The organism is Rhodococcus sp. NPDC004095, assembly GCF_053604015.1.
On record NZ_JBSGGS010000023.1, the window covers coordinates 1 to 20,609 of the forward strand.

Below are 20,609 nucleotides of genomic sequence, written 5' to 3' on the forward strand. Positions count from 1 at the left end.
CGCTCCTCCGCCAGCACCGCCAGCTCCACCAACTCCCGCGGACCGAACTGCTCCGCCGACGCCTTGTACCCGAGCTTGAGTGCCACCGTTCCTCCAATTCCGCAGGTGGCGATTCGCGCCCAGCACACACGCCAACCTTGCACGCTTTCGCGCATCAATTGCCTGCAATCATGCAAACCGCGCGTTCGACTGTCAATATGTGAGCGTTAGGACGGCTACTATCGGGTGCACGTCGCCCCCGAAGCAGCCGGACACCGCCCGAGGAGGAACCCGCTTTGTCTGCGAGCACACGACGACACGAGATACTCGAGCGACTCGCGACGGACGGTTACGTCGAGGCGAAGACCCTCTCGCGCGACCTCGGCGTGGACGCGTCGACGATTCGCCGCGACCTCGATGCGCTGGCACGAATGGGCAAAGCGGAACGGACCCACGGCGGCGCCCGTCCGGTCGAGGGCGCACTCTCCGAAATCCCCTACGCGGTAAAGGAAAACACCCGCAGGGCCGAGAAGGCCGCGATCGCACACGAAGCGGCGGGCCTCGTCCGCGACGGCGACAGCGTGATCCTCGACAGTGGCTCGACCACCTATCAGATCGCCACCGCCCTGCGGCAGCGGTCCGGCCTGACGATCCTCACCAACGACCTGCGCATCGGCAAGTACGTCGCCACCTTCCCCGATGTCCGACTGCTGGTGGCCGGTGGCGAGCTGCTGGGGTCCGTGTTCACCCTCGTCGGCGAACGCACCGTCGAGTTCCTGTCCGACTACTCGGTCGACTGGACGTTCCTCGGAGCGGACGCCATCGACCCCGGCGCCGGGATCACGAACACCAACACCCTCGAGATCCCGGTCAAGCGCGCCATGATCGCCGCGGCCGCACGCACGGCGGTGGTCGCGGACAGCTCCAAGTTCGGGCAACGCGCCCTCGCCCGGGTGGCGACCCTCGCCGAGGTCGACACGATCGTCACCGACGCCGGGCTGACCTCCGAGCAGATCGACGGGTACGGCGAGGGTCTGCGGCTCGTCGAGGCGGACACCGCCGCGACGTGAGCGCCGCCCTGATCGACAATGCAGGTCACCGGAAGAAGGAGTGACCATGGTGACCGCAGGCTTGACCCTCGCCGCGCTGGCGGCCGCCCTGCACGTCTACATCTTCGTGCTCGAATCCCTGCTGTGGACGGCGCCGCGCACCCGCGCGACGTTCGGCACCTCCGCCGACGAGGCACTCGCCACGAAGGAACTCGCGTTCAACCAGGGGTTCTACAACCTCTTCCTGGCGATCGTCACCACCGTCGGAGTCATCACGGTCGCGATCGGCTCGACCGCGGTCGGAGCCGCGCTGGTCTTCGCGGGAGCGGGCTCGATGCTGGCCGCGGCACTGGTCCTGCTGGTCTCGTCGCCGGACAAGGCCCGCGCGGCGGTGACCCAGGGCACCCTGCCGCTGCTCGCCGTCGCCCTCCTCGCGCTCGGACTCGCGCTCTGACGAACCTGCCGACGGTCGCGCCGTGATGTGGCACGACCGCGGCCAGGCGCGGGACTACGCGGGGAACCGGACGTGCGCCTGCGTCTTCCCCAGCACGGTCTGCCCACCACAGGTGACAGTGATGTCGAGCCGCGCGGTCCGCGTCTCGTCGTCGAGGCGCGCCACCTTCGCGGTGACGGTCAGGTCGGCGCCGGTGATCGGGTCGACGACGACCGGCCGCGTGAACCGGGTCTCATAGGAGGTCACGGCGGTGGGGTCGCCGACCCAGTCGACCACGACCTGCAGCGCCAGGCCGGCGGTGAGCATCCCGTGGGCGAGCACACCGGGCAGCCCGACACTCTCCGCGACGGCATCGTTGTAGTGGATCGGGTTCGTGTCCCCCGACGCACCGGAGTACCGGACCAGGTCCTCCCGGGTGACGGTGAGGTCCGACTTGGCGACGACCGCACCGAGCTCGAGGGCGGCGAAGGGGGTGGTGCTGGTGGTCATGCGTCATCTCCTCGGACGAGCAGGCTGGAGGTGATGGTCGCGACCGATCCGCCGGCGGCGTCGCGAATCTCGAAGACGGTGGTGAGGATCGCGTTGCCGGCGCGCTCGGTGACGTCCGTGATCGTCAGCGTGGTCGCCAGGTCGTCGCCGGCCACGATCGGGCGATGCGGCTCGATCCTCTCCGATCCGTGCACGACGCGGCTGGGCTCCAGGCCGGTGTCCGGGGACTCCACCAGCTGCAGGATCGCCCGGCCCGCCATCACCGTGGTGAACGTGGGCGGCGCGATGACGTCGTCGAAGCCGGCCGCGCGGGCCGCCTCGACGTCGTGGTGCAACGGGTTGGTGGACCGCACGGCGCGGGCGAACTCCCGGATCTTCTCGCGGCCGACCAGGTAATTCGTCGGCGGGAAGACCCGGCCGGCAAGGGTCGGGATCGGTGATGGCATCGCCCGAGCCTATCGGGGCGCGACGTTTTACTGGGCGGTACCGGTCGAGATTTGTGACCGGAACTACGAGGTCACCGTCTCCGTGCACACCGTGAACTCCCGCTCCGGGTGGGTGAAACCGCCCTCGGAGCACCGTTCGACGTCGGTGACGCCCTCGACGATCTCGGTCACCCGCTCGACCGACGACGCGGTCGGGTCCGTGCATTCGACCCGGAACGGTTCCTCGTCCCCGTCCGGCACGCTCATGCAGCCGCCGACCACCCAGTCGATGTCCAGGCAGAGTGCGCCCTGCTCGATCGACCCGAAGGTCTCGTAGTAGACCTGATCGGCGTCCGACGGGCACTGCGCGTTCTTCGACGCCTTGCCGATGACCTTGTAGTTCGAGTCCGCGCTTCCGCAGGTCGCCTTATCGATCTCGGCCGCGTCCACGGTTCCGCCGAGCTGCACGCAGTCGCCGACCTCGGCCCGGAAGTCCGTCCGGCCGCCGCCGTCGCCGACGTCCTGGCCCACGATCGTCGGCGCCGGCGCCGAGATCGTCGTGTCCTGCGCCTCGGCGGTGCCCTCGACGGTCTCCGCCGAACAGGCCACGGACGCGGCCACGAGGAACGCTCCGGCGACCACCCCGGCCACGCGTGCCGCCGCTCCCCAACCATTCACCGCGCAACCTCCGTCATCGTCGAGTCCGTCACCGGTCCGGCGATGCGCCGGATCGGCTCCGATCCTCACCGATCGGCTCGGCGCACCGCTCGGCACCCACCCCGTCTCACCGACCGCGGGGTCTGCTATCGGCGGCACCGGGGGCCGGCGGCGGTCAGGCGAGCGGCCCGTCCTCCCGCGGTCCCTCGTACTGCTCCAGGAACTTCTCGACCAGCGCGAAGGATTCCTCGTGTCCGCCGGCCATGCCGAGGTGGGACTCCATGACGAGCACCCGGGAGAGGCTGGTGATCAGCACCGACACCACCTCCGGGGTGTAGTCGGGGTCCACGCCGTACCGGGGCAGGATCTCGGCGAGTGCCTCGGCCTGCGCGGCGCGGAATCGCTCGGAGTAGTCCGCGATCGCCTGCCGGATCTTCGGGCGGTGGTTGGCCATCGCGATGAACTCCATCGTGACCACCACGGCGTTCGGGTCCGTGCTGAATTCCCACAGCGCCCGCAACGGCTGCGGCGACTTCATCAGCCGAGCCTGGTACTCGAGTCCCATGTCGGAACGACGCTGGAACATCTCGAGCAGCAACTCGTCCATGGTGCGGAAGTAGTAGTACACGAGCTGAGGTTTGAGACCGGCCTTCTGCGCGACCCGACGCGAGGTGACCGCCGCGTATCCCTCCTCGAGAAGGAGTTCCTCCGCCGCATCCAGCAGCACGCCACGGTTCTTCGCATCCGGCGCACCGATCCTGCGCGTCGACACGCTATTGCCACCTCCGCGTACACATCTCGCGTCGCCTTGGCCCCCTTACGAGAATGCAGCAGATACTAGCGTGCACGCACCCACTGCCCTCGCGTCCGTCCCCGGTCACGGCAGGTCCACCTTCGACGCCAGCCACCGGCCGTCCACCAGCTCCATCGTCATCACCACCCGGCTGCGGTCCATCCGCGGCTCGGGGGTGACCGTGTTCGTGACGGCCTGGTCGACGAACAGCAGCACCTCCACCTTGGTCTCGGTCGCGGACTTGATGCCGTCCTCGATCACGGTCCCCTTGGCGGTGGCGTGGTTGTCCATCAGCAGTTGTTTGAGCTGTTCACTCGACTTGGCGTACATCTCCTTGAATTCGCCGGTCGCGCCGTCCAGCACATCGGCGAAGTTCTGGTCGAGCCCGTCGGCGTTCACGCTCGTCAACGTCACCGCGTAGTTTCGCGCGGTCGCCCGCGCCTGATCGGCGGCCGACTCGATGTCGTTGGCCTCCTTCAGCTTCCAGCCGAGAACGGCCGCGCACGCCAGCGCGGCAACGGTCACGAGAACCAGCGCCGCGACACCCAACCGGCGAAACCGCCGCCCTCCGCTCGACCCGACGCCGGGCGGGGGCGGCGCCTGGTCGCTCGCGCCCTGGTCCGGAGAGTCGTTCTCGGCCTTGGACGTTTCGTCGGCCGAGCCCTCGAGTTCGCGACCTTCGGTCTCGATTCGGGTGTCCGTGCTCATGTCACTCTCCTGTTCGTCATCCATCGGTCAGCCACCCTGGCCGGGAAGTACGGGGCCCGCGTAGGGCAGCGGGATGGAGTACGGGCCTGTCGGGGTCGGCGTGGCCGTCTGCTCACGATCGCCCTGCGGGCTCGGACTGGAGAACGGATCGTTCGCCGGCCGTGGCGCGTTACGGGCGCCGCGGATCAGCACCGACGGGTCCGGGTCCGGGCAGTCCACGTTCAGCAGCGGTTCCGGGAAGTCGGCCTGCCACGGAGGCAGCCGCGACACGTTGTAGTCGCACGAGTTGCGGGGATGGATGTTCACGGCCGCCCAGATGCCGCCCTCGTGGAACACCTTCGAGATCGCGTCCAGCGTGGACCCGGTGCGGTACTGCGGGAAGAAGAACTCCTGCAACGCCGGCACCCGGAGGTAGGCAAGCTGGGAGACGGTGGTCAGGTTGCCGAGCAACTGCACCATCGTCGGCGAGTTGTCCGCGATCATCGCGTCGACGGACGCCAGTGTGGCGGGCGCCCGATCGAGCAGGGCGCGCAGCCCCGCGTCCTTCGCCTCGACCCCCGCGAGCACCTGCTTCAGGCTGCTCGCCGTGGACTGCAACCCGCTGCCGTCACCCAGCGAGCCCAGCGCCACCCGGCTGGTGTTCATCAGGCTGACCGTCTGGGGCAGAACGGAATCCAGCGTCGACACCAGGAAGGTGCCGCCGTCGACGATCGCGGCGAGCTTCCGGGGCCCGTCGGGGCCGACGCCCAGTTCGTCGATGACGGCGTGCAGTTGATCCGGGTCGATCTGGGCCAGCATGCCGTCCAGGTTGCCCATCAGGGAGGACAGCGGAACCGGGGTCACGGTGTCTGCCGCGGCCACCTCCGAGCCGTCCTCCAGGTACGGTGCCCCGTCGTCGGTGGGCCGGAAGTCCAGGTACTGCTCGCCGGCGAGCGACAGCCCTGCCACCCGCACCTCGCCCCCGGTGGGGATCCGGGTGGACGAGTCGATGGCGGCGAGCGCGACGACACCGTCGTCGGTCAGCTCCATCGCCTCCACCTTCCCGACCGGGACACCACGCAGGGTGACGTTCTGGTCGGGCAGCAGGCCGCCGGTGTCGGCCAGGTGCACCCGCACGGTGATCGTCGAATCCGTCGGCCGGACCCCGAAGACGCCGACCGTCATGTAGGCCGAGCCCAGCAGGAGGATGGCCACCAGCCCGAGTGCGGACGCGCCGAGGCGGTGTGCCGAGACGTAGCGCACGGCCGAGACCAGCCAGCCCGCCGGCCGTTCCAGCAGGCCGGTCACCGTCCCGGTCCGATCCACTTGTCCCGCAACCGTTGCAGCGTGTACGTAAGGGTGCCGACGGCAGCGGCGGCGTCACCGCTCTCCGGGATCCTGCTGCCCGGATCGGCCGCGTGGTTCGGATCGGCGATCGCGCCGAGGGCGAGGTCCTGCAGGTCCGCGTTCACGTGCGCGGACGTCGAGTTGGTGATCTTGATGATCGGGGCGAGCATCTCGTTGACCGCGTCGAGGTCCGCGTTCGGATCGTTCGCGGCACGGGCCAGCTCCGCCGCGATGCGGTTGAGGTCCGCGACCATGCCACCCGGCGCGGTCCCCGCGATGGACGGATACCGTTCGAGCTGCCGGGCGACCCGGTCCAGCCGGCCCAGCAGGGCCAGCGCCTGCTCGGTGTTGGCGGACACCGCACCGGTCGCCGGCGCCGCTGCCGCCATCAGATCGGCGATCGCGGTCTGCTGGCCGGCGAGCGTCCGCGCCAGCTCCGCGGACTCCTCGAGGACGCCGCGGATCTCGTCGTTGCGGGACGCAAGGTTGTTCACCAGACCGGTGGACCGGTCGATCAACCCGGACAGCCCCTCGCCGCGATCACCGACAGCGGCGCCGAGACCGTTGACGACCTTCGTCGCATCCCGCAGGACGCCACCGTTGACCAGCAGCGCCGCAGTGGTGAGCACCTCCTCGACCGTGGCGGCGGCTGACGTCGACTCGAGCGGGATGCCGTCACCGTCACCGAGCATCGCGGTGCCCGGCGGTGGGTTCTCGGGGATGTGCACGGCAACGAAGATGTCCCCGAGCGGCGTCGCGGAGCGCAGTTCGGCGGTGCTGCCGACGGGCAGCTGCACCCCGTCCATGATCCGCATCCGCACCACGGCCGTGTAGTTGTCGACGGACATCGACTCGACCTCGCCGACGTCGACGCCGGACAGCTTGACCTTCGCCGCCGCGGGCAGGTTCAAGGCGTTGGCGAAGGTTGCTGTCAGGGTGTACGAGTCGCCGCCGACACCGGGTGCGGGTAGCGGCAGGTCCTCGAGCCCGACGCCGCAACCGGAGACGAACACCGACGCCGCGACACAGATCCCGGCCAGTGCGGTCCGCCGGCCGTTCACCGGGTACCCCCCGCCAGTCCCTCCAGCATCCCGGAGATGCCGTAGTCGGGACCGAAGTCCGCGAGAGTTCCGGTACTGCAACCCAACTGCTTCATGCCGAGCAGGTTGCACACCTCCTTCGTCAGCTGGCTGTCGAAGAACACCTTCTCCAGCTGGGCGTGCACCCGGGCGCTGCCGGTCTGCTGGTCCATCGAGTTGTAGGCGTTGTCGAGCAGCAGCGGGGCCAGGTCCAGGAACTCGGCCAGCTGCCGCTGGTAGTCGACCAGCGCACCGGTGACGGTGGTCGCGCCGGACGCCGTGCCCTGCAACGCTTCCCGGTTGGCGTCCAGGATGCTGGTGGCCTGATCGAGGATCGCGTTGAGTTTCGCGCCGGTGTCCCCGGAGCCGACCTCCGACTTCGCGAGCACCTCGGCGAGCTGGTTCATCGTGGAACCGAACTCGGTGATCTGCCGCTGGTTGTCGGCCGCCACCCCGCTCAGCGTCGCCAGGTTGTCCACGACGGTGGTGATCGCGTTGCGGGTCTGGTCACCGCCGTCGTCGCCGAGCCGCAGGGCCTGCGACAGGCTGGTCAGCGCGGACTTCATCGCGTCCCCGTTCCCGACGGTGATCGCCGCACTCACGTCCAGCAGGTTCGACACCGGCCCGTGCCCCTGCCCGTCTCCCTGCAGTTCCTGCGCCATCGTGTCCGCCATCGACAGCAACCGGTCGAACTCGACCGGGGTGCGGGTGTGGTCGGGGCCGATCACCGCGCCGTCGGCGAGGATCGCGCCCCCGGTGTACGGCGGGGTCAGTTCCACGTGCCGGTCGGTCAGCACCGAGGTGGACACCGTGACCGCGGATACGTCCGCCGGGACGGCGACGTCACGGTCGAGGCTCATGGTCACGTCGACCTTGGTGCCCTGCGGCTCGATCCGGATCACCGAGCCGACCTCGATGCCCAGCACCGAGACGGCGTTGCCCACGTACAGTCCGGCGCCGCTGTCGAATTCGGCGGTCACCTCGATGGTGTCGTCCGACGTGACGGCGCTGCCGACCAGGCATGACGCCAGGACCGCGAGCACGCCGAGCGCGGCGATCCCGAGCAGTGGCTTGGTCACCTTCATCGGCAGTCTTCCAGGTAGGGCGGCAGGTTTATCTCGTTCGCCCGGCCGCTGATCGCACACATCCAGCTGTCGATGAGCGGTCCGGCGGGGGCGGTGAAGTCGACCTCGTTGGCGGTGCCGGTGGCGTTGGTGAAATTGCGCAGCGGCACCGGCAGGATCTCCAGGATGTTGCGCAGCAACGCGTCGTTGTCGGTGAGCGTCTGGAGCAGGCCCTGCAGGTCGGCGACCAGGGCGTCGATCTCCTGCTGCCGGCCGACCACGGTGCTGTCGAGCCGGTCGATGAGTGTGGTGGTCGCCGACAGCAGACGTTCCAGGGTGGCCTGCCGCAGCACCACGTCCTGCACCAGGCCGGTGCCGTCGGTGACGAGCTGTCCGAGCTGTCCCTGCTGGGCGCGGACCGCATCGGTCAGGTCGGCGGTGTTGCGCAGCAGCGACCCGATCTGGTCCCGGCGGTCGGCCAGGATCGACGACAGGTTCCCGATGTTGGTGAGCACCTGTGGCACCAGCGCGGGAGTTCCGGCCAGCTGGTCGGACAGGGTGTTCATGGCCTGCCCGATCTTCGCGGCGTCGACCTGCTCGAAGGTGGTGGTGGCGTCGCCGAGGACCTGCTGCAGATCGTACGGAACGTCCGTGTGGTCCAAGGGGATCCGGCGGTCCGTGAGTTCACCGTCGCCGGCCGGACGCAACTCCAGGTATCGGGACCCCAGCAGGGTGGTGAGCTTGATCGACGCCCGCGTCGACGATCCGAGCGGGACGTCGCGGTCGACGCGGAAGCCGACCACCACGTGGTCGCCCGCGAGTTCGGTGCTGTCGACCGAGCCCACCTGGACACCGGCGACGCTGACCGAGTCGCCGGGCGCGATGCCGGCGGCCTGCGCGAAGTCCGCCCGGTACGTGACCTCCCCGGCGCCCGAGCGCGACACGCCGAGCACCACCGCCAGCGACACGACGATCGCCGCGACGGTGACGATGCCGACGGTCAGCGGCCGGTGTTCCTCGACCGGACGGCGCAGCGTGCGCAGCGCATTCTTCACATCGATTCGCGACATCGGGTCACCTACAGACCGGGGACTGGGTGATCCGGCCGCCGGGGGTGGCATTGGCGACGACGGTCGGGATCACGTTGCTGAGCGCGGGTACCAGGGTGACGTTGAAGTTGCACAGGTAGGTGTTGAGGTAGCTGCCCTCCTGGCTCACCCGGGCCAGGCCCTTGAGCAGCGGCGGAAGGTTGAATCCGAAGAAGCCGAACGAGTCCTTGTTCTCGAGGAAGTGATCGACGAAACCCGGTTCGCGCGAAAGAATCTGGTCGATCTCGGGTTGCGCCTGTTCGGCGAGGCCGGCGGCCTGGTCCGCGACGGTGGCGACCCGGCCCAGCTGGTCGGACAACTCGTCCCGGCGCGCCGAGAGCGAGCTCAGGATGGCGTGTGACTGCGAGATGACGGTGTCGAGGTCGCCGCGCTGGGCGGCCAGGGAGCCGACGACCCCGTCCAGGTTGACGATCAGGTCGCCGAGGACCTGATCGGGCCCGGCGAGCGACTCGGCGAGGCTGGAGGTCTGTGCGACCAGCGTGGCCACCGACCCGGTGTCCCCCTGCAGTGCGCTGATCACGGCGCTGGCGATGTTGTCGACCTGGGCCGGGTCGAGGACGCTGAACAGAGGCTCGAATCCGTTGAGCAGTCCTGAGATGTCGAACGACGGCTCGGTGTGCTCGACCGGGATCTCGCTGCCGTCCTCGAGCACCTGTGGATCGCCGAAGTTGCCCAGCGACAGGCCGAGGTACCGCTGCCCGATCACGTTCTGGTAGGTGACGGACGCCTTGGTGTTCCCGAAAAGCAGCTGGTCGTCCTCGACGCGGAACACGACCCGGGCGAGCGTGCCGTCGAGGGTCACGCCGTCGACCCGGCCCACCCGCACCCCGGCCATCCGGACGTCGTCGCCCTCGTGCAACCCGGACACATCGGTGAACATCGCCGTGTAGGACCGCGTCGCACCCTGCACGGAGCGCTGCAGCGTGACCACCACTGTCGAGGTGAGCAGCGCCGACACCAGCAGGAACAGGGTCAGGCCGATCAGCGGCCTCCGGATGCTCACGGCCCCTCCTCCGGTGTCACGTGCACGACCGCCCCACGGGCGAGCGGACCGAGGAGGAACTCACCGGCGCTCGTCAGGTCACCACCGAGGATGCGCGAGAGCATGTCCTTCTCCTCGGGGCTGCCCACCGGCCCGACGTTGCCGCCGACCGGTCCGGTGGTGTCCACCGCGTTCGGCACCACCGGTTGGACCTGGTTCTCGGGGATCACCGGTTGGGCGACGGTGTCCGGAGCGGTGGTGCAACTCGGTCCTGCGAGGTCGCCGTAGCGGGGGCAGTCGGCGCGGGTGTAGAGGCGATGCGGGGTGAGCTGAAACATGAACTTGCCGGTGGCATTCTGCTGTCCGCGCGGCCAGAACTCCTGGAACCACTTGGCGGAGATGGCGTTCATGCGGGTGACGATCGGAGTGAACGAGGGTGAGCCGTCGGCGAGCACCGAGAGCACCGGCGCCATCTGCGTGGTGATACCGATGATCCGGTCGGTGTTGTTCTCCAGCGCGTCCCCGACCGTGCCCAGGGTGCCGGAGCCGGCACTGAGCAGAGAGGTGAGCGCGGCCTCCTTCTCGGTGAGGGTGCGCAGCGGGACCACCGCGTGGTGCAGTGCGTCGAGCAGGTCGGGGGCGGAGTCACGCAGGCCGCGGACGGCGGTGCCGAGCGCGTCGAGGGTGGACGGCGCACCGGTCGGGGTGACCACGGCGCCGATCTCGCGGGTGATCCGGTCGAGTTGCCTTCCGGCCTCGACGATGTCGTCGCCGCGCCGGTCGGTGGCCGCGGCCACCGCGGCGAGGAGGCCTACGGTGCGTTCGCTGCCGACCCGCCCGGTGGCGGCGACGATCTCGCGCAGCTTGGTCAGCGCGGACTGCAGTTGCACCGTTTCCAGGCTCTCGTCCTGGGGAATCTCGGCGCCGGCCTGCAGAGCCGGTGCGGGCCCGTTGTCGACCAACTGGATCGAGGCGACGGCGAAGACGTTGCTCGGCACCACGCGGGCGGTCACCGTTCCCGGAATCCCCTCGGCGTGGCCCGGTTCGAGGGCGACCTGCACCCGGTTCGGGGCGCCGCCGGTACCCGGCGTCACGCCGGTGACCTCGCCGACCAGCAGACCGCGGAACTTCACGTCGGAGTGCGCGGGCAGCCCGTCACCGACGTCGGCGAGCAGCGCCGTGGCCGGAATCGCCTGGGTGAAACCGCCGTTCATCTTGACCACGGCGCCTGCCACCACGATCCCGACGACGAGCAGCGCGAGCGCGCCGCGCAGCAGCAGGCTGGTCTCCGACGGCCCTCGGCCGTCGATCTCGAAGCGGTTCGGCACCGGTCAGCCTCCCAGCCGCGCGCTCGAACCGATGCCCCACAGGATGATGGTGAGCAGCAGGTTGATCACAACCATCGTGGAGATGCTCGCCCGCATGGCCCGCCCGGCGGCGACACCGACGCCCTGCGGACCCCCCGCCGCGTAGTAGCCGTAGTAGCACTGGATTGTGCTCGTGATGAGCACGAAGACAACGGCTTTCACGAGCGAGTAGACGACGTCGGTCCCACTGAGCACCATCCGGAAGTAGTGGTCGTAGGTACCGGAGGACATGCCGCGCGACATCCCGATGACCAGTCGCACCGCCACGTAGTTCGCGGCCAGGCACACGAGGTAGAGCGGAATCACCGCGACCACGGACGCCGCCAGCCGGGTGGTGACCAGGTACGGGATCGACCGGATGCCCAACGCCTCCATCGCGTCGATCTCCTCGGAGATCCGCATGGCACCGAGCTGGGCGGTGAACCGGCACCCGGCCTGCGCGGCGAACGCGAGCGAGGCCATGATCGGTGCGAGTTCCCGGGTGATCGCGGTCGCCGAGATCATGCCCGTGGCCGGCTCCAGCCCGAGCAGGTGCAGCGCGTTGTACCCCTCGATGCCGACGATCGCGCCGGCGGCCGCACCGAGGACGATGATCACTCCCGCGGTGCCGCCGCCCACCACCAGGGACCCGTTGCCCCAGGTGACGTCGGACAGGATCCGCAGGAACTCCTTCCGATAGTGCCTGAGCGTCAACGGAATCGACGCCAGCGCACGCACCAGGAAGGTAACCATGTGGCCGAGCCGGACCGCCGTCCCGGTCGGCGCCGCGACGGCCCGACCGAGCGCGCGGCCACCGGGAACCGCGAAGTACCGCGACGCCATCTAGAACCCGACCCGGGGGAAGAGGATGACGTACAGCTCGGTGAGCCCGACATTGACGAGCATGAGCAGCAGGATCGACGCGACCACGGTGGCGTTGACGGAGTTCGCGACACCGGCGGATCCGCCGCGGGTGTCGAGTCCCTTGTGGCAGGCCACGATTGCCACGATCGCACCGTAGACGACGGCCTTGATCATGGTCAGCACGAAGTCGCCGATGGTAGCGAAGGAGGCGAAGGTGGCCACGAAGCTGCCCGGGGTTCCGTTCTGCACGAACGTGTTGAACAGGTAGCCGGTCAGGAAGCCCACGAAGCAGACCAGCCCGGTCAGGGCGACCCCGACGAGGATCGCCGCCGCCAGCCGCGGCACGACGAGGCGGCGCACCACCGAGATGCCCATCACCTCGAGGGCGTCGATCTCGTCGCGGATCTTGCGTGAGCCCAGGTCCGCGCAGACGGCCGATCCCGCGGCGGACGCCATCAGCAGGGCCGCGACCATCGGCGCGCCCTGCCGGATGACGGCGAGTCCGCTGGCTGCGCCCGCCAGCGAGGTCGCGCCGACCTGGCCGGCGAGCAGCCCGAACTGGATCGACATGGTGACGCCGATCGGGACCGCGACGAACAGGGTCGGCATCGCCGTCGCGGAGACCATGAACGCCGCCTGGCGGACGAATTCGCGGAAGGGGAACTTCCACGTGACGATGTCGAGGATCAGGTACTGGATGGCGCGAATTCCCAGCACCGCCTGCCCGCCGACGGTCTCGAGCGACGCCACCGGATGCCGTTGGAGGTAGCTGCGCATCCACTGGGTGATCTCGCGGACCGACGACCGTCGTGCCGGTTCGTCGCCGAACGGCGCGGCCGAGACGCCGTCGCCCCGTCCGTCCGCACGAACACCCACGTGTGTCATCGAGCCTTCACCACCATCCCGCGAGCCCCGGGCGTCGACCCGGGAGCATTCGATCGTGATCGGTCCTGCTCACTGTTGATCCCCTGTAATGCTGATCAGGTGCTCAGCATGTGGGGAGAATGTCTATCACGCACGTCCGAGTGTGGTCAAGGACACATCGATCGGACCCGCGCGAAGACCGGACAGAGCCGACCAGGTCGGGCACGAGCCAACTGCACCAACGGATCTCACAAAGATCGCAGGACGCGAACCGACACGAGCGGCCGAATGGCCGTGGTGGTTCGGCGAGGGGCCGCGTCAGTCCCGCGACCCGAACCGGCGCAGCAACGCGGCCGTGGTGGCGAGCAGCGTGATGACGGTGCCGTATCCGTAGGCGGTCGCGGCGAGGCCGAGATGCGGCACGAGGAGACCGGCGACGACGGCCGGGACGCCGAATGCCACGTAGCTGATGACGAAGATCGCGGCAAACACCTCGGCGCGGTCGCCGGGCCGGGTCAAGGGCGTGATGGAGCGCAGCACCCCGAAGAAGGCGGTGCCGAATCCGGTCCCGGCGATCATGACCGCGAGGTAGTAGCCGGGCAGCGAGTCGACGGCGAGGGCGGCGAGGGTCGACGCGGTACCGACGGCGAGGGCGGTGGTCCCGTACAGGGTGATGGCGCGGGGCGTGCGGTTGCGGATCAGGAAGGCGGCGAGCGCACCGCTGCCGGCGAGCAGCGTCACCACCAGCCCCTGAGCCAGATGTGAGGACCCGCCGAGTTCGGTGGCGACGATCGCGGGGCCGAGGGAGAGATACAGCCCACCGGTGGCCCAGCCGGCGAAGACCGCGGGGGCGCTGCGCGCGAACACCGCCCGCACGTCACCCGGCAACGCCACCCGCGGCCGCAGCGACGACCACAGTCCCTCGTGACGCGGCGCCGTCTCGGGGACGGTCCACACACCGACGGCCAGGAGCAGGTAGAGCCCGGTCAGGGTGCCGAACACACCCGCCAGCGCACCGTCCTCGGCACGGTCGAGGACGACACCCGACACCAGCGCGCCGACCGCCAGGCCCATCATCGGTGTGATCGCGTTCCACGCCGCCGCCGACCCGGGTCGGTCCCGCGGTTCGAGGTCCACCACGGCCGCCGACAGCGCGGAAAGCAGCACACCGCTGGCGACGCCCTGCAGGATCCGGGCCGCGACGAACCCGGGGGCGCTGTCCGCGTGCCAGAACAGCACGACGCTGACGGCCAGGAGCACGAAGCCGACCGAGATCACCGGTCGCCTGCCCAGATGGTCGGAGACCGACCCGACGACGAGCAGGGTGGCGAGCAGCGCGATCGCGTACACGGCGAACACGGCGGTGGTCATGACGGGGGTGAATCCGAGCTCGGCCTGGATCACCGGATAGAACGGGGACGGCGCGCTCGCGCCGGCCATCATCGCGGTGGCCGCGGCGAGCACCAGCCGAAATCCCCGATGTCCCCGAGCCCCGAGGTCCGGCGTCGAGGGCGGTACGACGGGAGTGGTCACATCGACCGCATAGTTCGACTTGTTTGGAACCATTAGCGAAGGTTACATTTGCACCGGGAATGGTTCAACTATTATCGAACCATGACCGAGGTTTCGAAGCTGCCACACCCGGACCGCGAGGACATCGAACTCACGGGCGTCCTGTTCGCGCTCAGCGACGACGCGCGGCTGGCCCTGGTGCGGCAGTTGTCGGCCGGCCCGCAGGACATGGTGGACTGCTGCACGGCGCTCGGCGAGGACCTGCCCAAGTCCACAAAGTCGCACCAGGTGAAGGTGCTGAGGGAGGCGGGCGTGATCAACAGCGAGCTGCGTGGACGCAACCGCCGGTTGACGCTGCGCCGCGCCGACCTCGACGCCCGGTTCCCCGGACTGCTCGACGCGGTGCTCACCGAGCACCACGAGGGCTGACCCGGGTCCCGTCCCCGACCGCGCGCGAACGTCGCACGGCCACAGCGCAACACGAGTGGGAGAATCAATGACCGACCTGCGCGAGGAGACCACCGACGTCAACCCGGCGAGCACCCTGCTCGACGGCGCCGACGTCACCCCGTTGCTCGAACCCGCCTCGATCGTTCCGGGTCTCGAACTCTCGAACCGGTTCGTGATGGCCCCGATGACCCGGAAGTTCTCGCCCGGCAACACCCCCGGCGACGACGTCGCGGAGTACTACGCGAAGCGCGCCGCCTCCCTCGGACTGATCGTCACCGAAGGCACCTACGTCGACGAGTACTCGGCCGGCGCCAGCAACCGCGTCCCGGTGTTCTACGGCGAGGAACCGCTCGCCGGCTGGCGTCGCGTCGTCGACGCGGTGCACGCCGAGGGCGGCCGGATCTTCCCGCAGCTGTGGCACCTCGGCGGCACCCGCATCGCAGGCGCAGGCCCGAACACCGACGCCCCGATCGTCAGCCCCTCCGGCCTCGGCCTCGACGGCGGGCAGGTCGGCGACCCGGCAACCGCCACCACCATCGACGGCATCATCGACGCGTTCGTCCGCGCCGCCGCCGACGCGCAGGCTGTCGGCTTCGACGGGATCGAACTGCACGGCGCCCACGGCTACCTGCTCGACCAGTTCACCTGGGAGCACACCAACCGGCGCACCGACTCCTACGGCGGCTCCGTCGCGAACCGGATGCGGATCAGCGCCGAGATCGTCGCTGCGATCCGGGACCGCGTCGGCGCCGACTACCCGATCTCCTACCGCTTCTCCCAGTGGAAGGGTGGCCATTACGACGCCCGGATCGCCGAGAGCCCGAACGAGCTCGAACAGCACCTGACCCCGCTCGTCGACGCGGGCGTGTCGCTGCTGCACGTGTCGACGCGCCGCTACTGGCTGCCCGAGTTCGACGGCTCCGACCGCACCCTGGCCGGCTGGACCAAGCACCTGTCCGGGCTTCCGGTGATCGCGCTCGGCTCCGTCGGGGTGTCCGCACCGTTCCTCGGCCAGGCCACCGAGGGCCAGGCCAGCCTGTCACTGGCGCCGCTGATGGAGCTGTTCGCGCGCGGCGAGTTCGACCTGGTCGGCCTCGGCCGCGCCGTCCTCGCCGACCCGCACTGGGTGCGCAAGGTCGCCGCGGGCGAACTCGACTCGATCCAGCCGTACCACAAGGATCTCGAGTCGGTCCTCGTCTGATCCGGCGATGCTCCTGCCGCGGAAGATTCTGCGCGGCAGGAGCATTGCGGTGTACCCTCGACCGCATGACCGTCACGACTTGCCGAAAGAATGTCCCGGCCGCCTGCTGACCCGCGAGAGCACAGGCTCTCCGTCCCCGAGATCACCCGGGCCGTCACCGAACGAATCCCCGAGCAACTGGCCGCGTTCCGCGAGGTACTCGATGCCGCCGTCCACGAGCGTGGATGGCCCACCAGCGCGCACCGCCGATGGCCTCGGGACTCGTACGAGCCCGATGGAGCGGCGATCGACACGCCCGGCGGCCGCATCCGGATCGGCTACAGCTTTCAGGATGCCGACGATCTCGGTTCGTTTGCGCCCGGTACCGATCCCCAGGCATTCCGCATTCACGTCCACGGCTACCCGGGTCGACACCCCGACCTGAGGTCTTCCGGAAGCGAACGAATACCACTGTCGCGGAACGAGAGCGAGGGATGGGTACGAGCCGCGCTGCCTGCCGACTGGAGCGACCACGCCTACGAACTCATCCAGGTCGGCCGGCCTCGTCGATCGGGCGTGCCCTACCCCCAGTCGATCTACCTGGTCCTCGTCGACGGCGGTGGCACGCCGATTCTCGCGCCGGACAACATGTCCTGGAATCGGTTGTGGCAAGGACGGTTCGAACCACGCAAGCTCGAACCCAACCCCGTGAACACCGATCTCGTCGAGTACCTCGCCCGCTTCGGGCCCTTCGTCGACACCGCGACGATCCGCGACCCGCGCACCGACCCGGACGGCGGCTGGAGGGTCGAGATCTCCGGCGACGATCCGGCCGGCCTCGCCCCGGTCGCCCGGGACACCTTCGACCGTGCCTGCCGGTCGCTGCGCATCCGCGGCGCGGTCACGAGAGGTTTCCGCCCCCTCCGCATCGTCCTCGACAGCACCGTCGTACACGTACATTTCCACTGGAAGCTGAACCCGAACATTTTCGCGATGAACTTCCGGCTGCCGCAGACCGAGACGGACTTCCGCGGTCCACCGATCGACAGCCCGGGCGGCGTGGTCTCCACCCTTCTCATGGACTGGATGGAGGAGCTCGACACCGGGCTGGTCGTGCGCGGCACCCGCACCCGACGGGACGGCGTCCTGCACATCGGACCTCCGTCGCGGCGCCGGTCCAAGCGCAGCGCCTACGGGATCGGCACCGTGCCACTGCACGAGCGATCCGGAGCGTGGCTGGCGACAGAGGGCCTCCACATCGACCCGGCACTGTCCGCGAAGGACGGCGGGACGCTCGCGGCGTGGATCCAGGCGTACGAGAACAACGCCGACGGCCGTCCGTTCGTCGGGCATGCCGCAGCCGTCTGGATCGCGGACGGCATCGCGCGGATCGACCTGCTCGAGGTGGTGCCGGGCACACCCGACGAGGCGCTCGAGCGGCTGGCGTTCGCCCTGACGCACAGACTCGCCGACGCCGGCGCCACCCGCATCGACGCGGTGGCCGACCATCCGGCGCTGACGGCTCTCGGATATCGACCGGGGCCGTCGGGTGGTGCGACTCTCGACGTCAGCACGATGCCGTGAGCGGCAATGGAGCCCGCGTGCACACACGCTTTCGGGCGTGCACACACGTAATGCACCGTCATCAGGTGTGTGCACGCGGGAAAGTCTGTGTGGACCGACACAGCGGACGACAACCGGCCTCACCGCCTAGTCTCGGATCCATGGCCCGCCGACCCATGTTCGACCCAGGCCCGGGCGAACGGAACACGCACCTGACCTACCCGGAGGTCGGTGCCACCGCGACGGAGCTGCCCGCGGGCTACCACCACGTCCGCCGGTCGCGGACGATCGGCCGCGGCGAGGCGGCGTTTAGTGCGGCGGCCGACGCCGTGCTCGGCTGGGACATGCACCGCCGCGCGGGTGTCGACGTCACCGCGACCACCCTGCGCGCCGAGGTCGGCTCCCGGGTGACGCTGCGGGTCGGCGTGGGTCCGCTGCACCTCGACGCCACCTGCGAGGTGGTGTACGTCGTCGACGAACCGCGGCGGCGGGGCTTCGCCTACGGCACCCTGGCCGGACACCCCGAGCGCGGGGAGGAGCTGTTCTCCGTGGAGTGGCGCGGCGACGACACCGTGGTGCTGAACGTCGTGGCGTTCTCCCGCCCGGCGACGTGGTGGTCGCGGGCCGGTGCGCCGATCGCCCGGCTCGTGCAGCGTCGCATCACCGACCGGTATTTGCGGGCACTGTGACGCGCGGCGGCACAATGGACGGGGAGCACCTTTACCGTGCCGCCGTCCCGGGCGGCGCAACCGCAGTGAGGAAGTACCCGTGAGCACCCACTTCTCCGGCGACGGCACCGAGCCCGAGCTGGCGATCCTGTCCGATCTCGTCCGCGAGGTGACCGGCACCGGGGAGGGCACTCCGGCAGAGCCGACGCTGGACTCACTGCGTGAGATGCAGCAACGTCTGACCCGATTCCGGCTCAACTACAAGTTCGCGATCGACGCCACCCTGACGAAGATCACCATCCTGCGCGAAGAGTTCGAACTCGCCCACGACTACAGCCCGATCGAGCACGTGAACACCCGGCTCAAGTCGATGGAGTCGCTGTTGACGAAGGCGATCCGCATCGGGTGCCCGCCGGACATCGACTCGATCCGCGCCCAGATCCGGGACATCGCCGGCATCCGGGTGACCTGCGCCTTCGTCTCCGACGCGTACTGGGTCGCCGAGATGCTCACCAGCCAACCCGACGTGACGCTCGTCGAGGTCAAGGACTACATCGCCAACCCGAAGGCGAACGGCTACCAGAGCCTGCACCTGATCGTGCAGGTGCCCGTGTACCTCTCCGATCGCACCGAGATGACGTACGTGGAGATCCAGATCCGCACCATCGCAATGGATTTCTGGGCAAGCCTCGAACACCGGATCTACTACAAGTTCGACAAGGCGGTGCCGCAGCGGCTGCTCGAGGAACTCAAGCAGGCCGCCGACGTGGCGACCGAACTGGACCGGACGATGGCCAGGCTGCACGACGAGGTCGCGGCGATCGAACGGGCCGCCGGGTCGTGAACCGGTGGCCGGCGGCGCCGGAACTCATCCCTGCTGCGCCGCCTTCACCAGCCCGCGCCCGATGATCAGCCGCTGAATCTCGCTGGTGCCCTCGTAGAGGCGCAGCAGCCGCACGTCCCGGTAGATCCGCTCCACCGGGACTTCGCGCATGTAGCCGCTGCCGCCATGCACCTGGACGGCGAGATCTGCGACCTTCCCGACCATCTCGGTGCAGTAGAGCTTCGCCACCGACGGCGCGATCCGCCGGTCCTCACCGCCGACCCACTTGGCCGCGGCGTCCCGGACCAGCGCGCGGCCGGCCATCACCCCGGTCTGCTGGTCGGCGAGCATCGCCTGCACCAACTGGAAGTCGCCGATCGCGGTGCCCCCCTGGGTGGCGGTCGCCGCGTAGGCGACGGATTCGTCGAGGGCCCGCTGCGCCTGCCCGACCGCGAGCGCCGCGATGTGCACGCGCCCCCGCGCGAGCGATGTCATCGCGGCCCGGTAGCCGTCGTCCTCGTTGCCGCCGACGAGCGCCGCGGCGGGCACCCGGACGTCGGTGAACCGGACGTCGGAGGTCCAGGCTCCCTCCTGCCCCATCTTGCGGTCCTTGTGCCCGACCTCGACACCGGCAGTGTCCGCGGGGACCAGGAACACCGCGATCCCCTGGCCGTCGGCGTCGGCGGGACGGGTGCGCGCGAACACCACGAACAGGTCCGCGATGGGCGCGTTGGTGATGAACCGCTTCTCCCCGCTGATCACCCAGTCGTCACCGTCGCGGACGGCGCGGGTGCGGAGCCCGGACGGGTCGGAGCCTGCGCCGGGCTCGGTCAACGCGAACGAGGCGACCACCTCACCGGACGCGATCCGGGGCAGCCACTGTGCCTTCTGCTCGTCGGTGCCGAACCCGACGAGCACCTGTCCCGCGATGCCGTTGTTGGTGCCGAACATCGATCGCAGCGCCAACGTGGTGTAGCCGAGTTCCATCGCCAGCTCGACGTCCTGGGCCAGGTCGAGTCCGAGGCCGCCCCACTGCTGCGGGATCGCGTACCCGAACAGCCCCATCTCCTTGGCTGCGGCGCGGATGTCCTCCGGAATCGCGTTGCCGTCCATGATCTCCGGCTCACGCGGGACGACGGTGGACCGGACGAAGCGCCGGGTCTGGTCGAGGATGTCGCGCAGATCGTCGGCGCCGACCTCGGCGCCTCCGGGCAGGGTGCTCATG

22 protein-coding genes are annotated in these 20,609 nt (G+C 69.5%); 7 read left to right on the top strand and 15 right to left on the bottom strand.

What is annotated here, in order from left to right:
* Positions 1-275 precede the first annotated feature (275 nt).
* Both ACWEPG_RS27200 and ACWEPG_RS27205 read left to right on the top strand, forming a co-directional pair.
* Positions 276-1,049, top strand: a complete 774-nt coding sequence (locus tag ACWEPG_RS27200) for a DeoR/GlpR family DNA-binding transcription regulator (RefSeq protein WP_450116011.1) — start codon at positions 276-278, stop codon at positions 1,047-1,049.
* Positions 1,050-1,095: 46 nt separating this feature from the next.
* Positions 1,096-1,482, top strand: a complete 387-nt coding sequence (locus ACWEPG_RS27205) for a DUF1304 domain-containing protein (protein ID WP_450116012.1) — start codon at positions 1,096-1,098, stop codon at positions 1,480-1,482.
* 54 nt (positions 1,483-1,536) lie between these two features.
* Here ACWEPG_RS27205 and ACWEPG_RS27210 read toward each other — a convergent pair whose 3' ends face one another.
* The 14 genes from ACWEPG_RS27210 to ACWEPG_RS27275 all read right to left on the bottom strand — a co-directional run bounded on the left by ACWEPG_RS27210 (position 1,537) and on the right by ACWEPG_RS27275 (position 14,754).
* Positions 1,537-1,971, bottom strand: a complete 435-nt coding sequence (locus ACWEPG_RS27210) for a MaoC/PaaZ C-terminal domain-containing protein (protein ID WP_450116013.1) — start codon at positions 1,969-1,971, stop codon at positions 1,537-1,539.
* Positions 1,968-2,417, bottom strand: coding sequence for an FAS1-like dehydratase domain-containing protein (locus tag ACWEPG_RS27215; RefSeq protein ID WP_450116014.1), 450 nt, complete (start codon positions 2,415-2,417; stop codon positions 1,968-1,970). The genes ACWEPG_RS27210 and ACWEPG_RS27215 overlap by 4 nt, the downstream gene beginning before the upstream one ends.
* A 63-nt stretch (positions 2,418-2,480) precedes the next feature.
* Positions 2,481-3,074: an LppU family putative lipoprotein gene (gene lppU, locus ACWEPG_RS27220; protein ID WP_450116015.1), complete on the bottom strand. Its 594-nt coding sequence runs from the start codon at positions 3,072-3,074 to the stop codon at positions 2,481-2,483.
* A 154-nt stretch (positions 3,075-3,228) separates the two neighbouring features.
* Positions 3,229-3,825, bottom strand: coding sequence for a TetR/AcrR family transcriptional regulator (locus ACWEPG_RS27225; RefSeq protein WP_450116016.1), 597 nt, complete (start codon positions 3,823-3,825; stop codon positions 3,229-3,231).
* A gap of 105 nt (positions 3,826-3,930) precedes the next feature.
* Positions 3,931-4,554, bottom strand: coding sequence for a hypothetical protein (locus ACWEPG_RS27230; RefSeq protein ID WP_450116017.1), 624 nt, complete (start codon positions 4,552-4,554; stop codon positions 3,931-3,933).
* Positions 4,555-4,581: 27 nt separating this feature from the next.
* Positions 4,582-5,841, bottom strand: a complete 1,260-nt coding sequence (locus ACWEPG_RS27235; RefSeq protein ID WP_452595780.1) for an MlaD family protein — start codon at positions 5,839-5,841, stop codon at positions 4,582-4,584.
* Positions 5,838-6,941, bottom strand: a complete 1,104-nt coding sequence (locus ACWEPG_RS27240) for an MlaD family protein (RefSeq protein ID WP_450116019.1) — start codon at positions 6,939-6,941, stop codon at positions 5,838-5,840. Before ACWEPG_RS27240 ends, ACWEPG_RS27235 begins: the two co-directional genes overlap by 4 nt.
* On the bottom strand, positions 6,938-8,044 hold the full coding sequence (locus ACWEPG_RS27245) for an MCE family protein (RefSeq protein WP_450116020.1): 1,107 nt from the start codon (positions 8,042-8,044) through the stop codon (positions 6,938-6,940). Before ACWEPG_RS27245 ends, ACWEPG_RS27240 begins: the two co-directional genes overlap by 4 nt.
* On the bottom strand, positions 8,041-9,093 hold the full coding sequence (locus tag ACWEPG_RS27250) for an MCE family protein (RefSeq protein ID WP_450116021.1): 1,053 nt from the start codon (positions 9,091-9,093) through the stop codon (positions 8,041-8,043). The genes ACWEPG_RS27245 and ACWEPG_RS27250 overlap by 4 nt, the downstream gene beginning before the upstream one ends.
* Before the next feature lie 4 nt (positions 9,094-9,097).
* Positions 9,098-10,135, bottom strand: a complete 1,038-nt coding sequence (locus ACWEPG_RS27255) for an MlaD family protein (RefSeq protein ID WP_452595781.1) — start codon at positions 10,133-10,135, stop codon at positions 9,098-9,100.
* On the bottom strand, positions 10,132-11,442 hold the full coding sequence (locus tag ACWEPG_RS27260) for an MlaD family protein (protein ID WP_450116023.1): 1,311 nt from the start codon (positions 11,440-11,442) through the stop codon (positions 10,132-10,134). The genes ACWEPG_RS27255 and ACWEPG_RS27260 overlap by 4 nt, the downstream gene beginning before the upstream one ends.
* 3 nt (positions 11,443-11,445) lie before the next feature.
* Positions 11,446-12,303: an ABC transporter permease gene (locus ACWEPG_RS27265; RefSeq protein ID WP_450116024.1), complete on the bottom strand. Its 858-nt coding sequence runs from the start codon at positions 12,301-12,303 to the stop codon at positions 11,446-11,448.
* Positions 12,304-13,101 carry an MlaE family ABC transporter permease gene (locus ACWEPG_RS27270; RefSeq protein ID WP_450116070.1) on the bottom strand — a complete coding sequence of 266 codons (798 nt, stop codon included), beginning with the start codon at positions 13,099-13,101 and terminating at the stop codon, positions 12,304-12,306. It lies immediately after the preceding gene.
* 405 nt (positions 13,102-13,506) lie between these two features.
* Complete coding sequence (locus ACWEPG_RS27275; RefSeq protein WP_450116025.1) at positions 13,507-14,754, bottom strand: MFS transporter; 1,248 nt, start codon at positions 14,752-14,754, stop codon at positions 13,507-13,509.
* Between the two features lie 48 nt (positions 14,755-14,802).
* Between ACWEPG_RS27275 and ACWEPG_RS27280 the strand changes: the two genes are divergently transcribed.
* From ACWEPG_RS27280 to ACWEPG_RS27300, 5 genes are all read left to right on the top strand, one after another.
* Entirely contained in the window at positions 14,803-15,129 is a 327-nt protein-coding gene (locus tag ACWEPG_RS27280) for an ArsR/SmtB family transcription factor (RefSeq protein WP_450116026.1), read from the top strand.
* Between the two features lie 67 nt (positions 15,130-15,196).
* A complete protein-coding gene (locus tag ACWEPG_RS27285; protein WP_450116027.1) occupies positions 15,197-16,351 on the top strand; it encodes an NADH:flavin oxidoreductase in 1,155 nt (384 codons plus the stop codon).
* A gap of 90 nt (positions 16,352-16,441) precedes the next feature.
* Positions 16,442-17,914 (top strand): hypothetical protein, encoded by a 1,473-nt coding sequence (locus tag ACWEPG_RS27290; RefSeq protein ID WP_450116028.1) that lies wholly within the window; start codon positions 16,442-16,444, stop codon positions 17,912-17,914.
* 140 nt (positions 17,915-18,054) lie between these two features.
* On the top strand, positions 18,055-18,582 hold the full coding sequence (locus ACWEPG_RS27295; protein ID WP_450116029.1) for a DUF1990 family protein: 528 nt from the start codon (positions 18,055-18,057) through the stop codon (positions 18,580-18,582).
* 79 nt (positions 18,583-18,661) lie between these two features.
* Positions 18,662-19,405: a GTP pyrophosphokinase gene (locus ACWEPG_RS27300; protein WP_450116030.1), complete on the top strand. Its 744-nt coding sequence runs from the start codon at positions 18,662-18,664 to the stop codon at positions 19,403-19,405.
* Between the two features lie 24 nt (positions 19,406-19,429).
* On the opposite strand, the gene ACWEPG_RS27305 is transcribed toward ACWEPG_RS27300, so the two are convergent.
* Complete coding sequence (locus ACWEPG_RS27305; protein WP_450116031.1) at positions 19,430-20,608, bottom strand: acyl-CoA dehydrogenase family protein; 1,179 nt, start codon at positions 20,606-20,608, stop codon at positions 19,430-19,432.
* Position 20,609: the final 1 nt, after the last annotated feature.

Bases quoted from the DNA above. Each gene is read 5' to 3' on its own strand.
- ACWEPG_RS27205 (WP_450116012.1), top strand. From the start codon at position 1,096: ATGGTGACCGCAGGCTTGACCCTCGCCGCGCTGGCGGCCGCCCTGCAC.
- ACWEPG_RS27210 (WP_450116013.1), bottom strand. From the start codon at position 1,971: ATGACCACCAGCACCACCCCCTTCGCCGCCCTCGAGCTCGGTGCGGTC.
- ACWEPG_RS27215 (WP_450116014.1), bottom strand. From the start codon at position 2,417: ATGCCATCACCGATCCCGACCCTTGCCGGCCGGGTCTTCCCGCCGACG.
- ACWEPG_RS27230 (WP_450116017.1), bottom strand. From the start codon at position 4,554: ATGAGCACGGACACCCGAATCGAGACCGAAGGTCGCGAACTCGAGGGC.
- ACWEPG_RS27245 (WP_450116020.1), bottom strand. From the start codon at position 8,044: ATGAAGGTGACCAAGCCACTGCTCGGGATCGCCGCGCTCGGCGTGCTC.
- ACWEPG_RS27250 (WP_450116021.1), bottom strand. From the start codon at position 9,093: ATGTCGCGAATCGATGTGAAGAATGCGCTGCGCACGCTGCGCCGTCCG.
- ACWEPG_RS27265 (WP_450116024.1), bottom strand. From the start codon at position 12,303: ATGGCGTCGCGGTACTTCGCGGTTCCCGGTGGCCGCGCGCTCGGTCGG.
- ACWEPG_RS27270 (WP_450116070.1), bottom strand. From the start codon at position 13,101: ATGCGCAGCTACCTCCAACGGCATCCGGTGGCGTCGCTCGAGACCGTC.
- ACWEPG_RS27275 (WP_450116025.1), bottom strand. From the start codon at position 14,754: ATGGTTCCAAACAAGTCGAACTATGCGGTCGATGTGACCACTCCCGTC.
- ACWEPG_RS27280 (WP_450116026.1), top strand. From the start codon at position 14,803: ATGACCGAGGTTTCGAAGCTGCCACACCCGGACCGCGAGGACATCGAA.
- ACWEPG_RS27285 (WP_450116027.1), top strand. From the start codon at position 15,197: ATGACCGACCTGCGCGAGGAGACCACCGACGTCAACCCGGCGAGCACC.
- ACWEPG_RS27290 (WP_450116028.1), top strand. From the start codon at position 16,442: ATGTCCCGGCCGCCTGCTGACCCGCGAGAGCACAGGCTCTCCGTCCCC.
- ACWEPG_RS27295 (WP_450116029.1), top strand. From the start codon at position 18,055: ATGGCCCGCCGACCCATGTTCGACCCAGGCCCGGGCGAACGGAACACG.
- ACWEPG_RS27305 (WP_450116031.1), bottom strand. From the start codon at position 20,608: ATGAGCACCCTGCCCGGAGGCGCCGAGGTCGGCGCCGACGATCTGCGC.